Source organism: Haemophilus sp. C1, assembly GCF_001276515.1.
In the GTDB taxonomy this organism is placed as follows: domain Bacteria; phylum Pseudomonadota; class Gammaproteobacteria; order Enterobacterales; family Pasteurellaceae; genus Haemophilus.
The window spans coordinates 1-657 of record NZ_LDVZ01000075.1; the positions used below are offsets into that span (position 1 = coordinate 1).

Annotated in this window: 2 protein-coding genes; both read right to left on the reverse strand. The window is 26.6% G+C overall.

The features are described 5' to 3' along the window. Positions 1-125: 125 nt before the first annotated feature. A complete protein-coding gene (locus ABW51_RS09605; RefSeq protein ID WP_053466555.1) occupies positions 126-473 on the reverse strand; it encodes a hypothetical protein in 348 nt (115 codons plus the stop codon). Then, the coding region (locus ABW51_RS10445) for a hypothetical protein (RefSeq protein WP_053466556.1) at positions 470-657 on the reverse strand (188 nt) is incomplete at its 5' end. The genes ABW51_RS09605 and ABW51_RS10445, both read right to left, overlap by 4 nt.

Below are 657 nucleotides of genomic sequence, written 5' to 3' on the forward strand. Positions count from 1 at the left end.
ATTCTTGAAGGAATGTGAATTTCGGTTTAACTTTGGAGCACCAAAAGAACAGCTTAAAACATTGTGAAAATGGTGCTGTATTTAGGGGTAATCTACGTCAGATAAAAATATTTTTATTTAAAAATTTATTTTCTATACTCCTTATATTTTTGGCAAATATAAGGAAATTTATAGCAATACTTATAACTTGCATTAAATACAAAACCATTCTCCCTTAAACAAGAGGCATATATTCTATCTGACTTCTTCTCATCTTCTTTATTCTTAATAACCTCTAACCCTGACTTATTTATAGTTTCAAATCCTTTAAAAGACATTTTAAGACAATTCATGTAAATCTCTTTAGGTATAGGCTTATTTGTATCTTTATTAACCCAAACAGTTTCACTAAAACTAGAAGAATAAGGCGGAGTTAGTTCCCAAACCAAACATCCGTTAAGATTTATCAATATAAAAAATATATATTTTTTCATTTTCTCACCTCACTTACTTTGTTAAACTCTCTTATACCATTAAAGTGAATTTTATTTAACAAATTAACCTCCCTATTCCATTTATTCCTTTCTTCTTTATTATCTAAGTTATAAATGTATTTTAGATTATTTATATTATAATTCCCTACAGAATGCTTTTCTGAAAAACTCAATTTTTTACTCG

Bases quoted from the DNA above. Each gene is read 5' to 3' on its own strand.
- ABW51_RS09605 (WP_053466555.1), bottom strand. From the start codon at position 473: ATGAAAAAATATATATTTTTTATATTGATAAATCTTAACGGATGTTTG.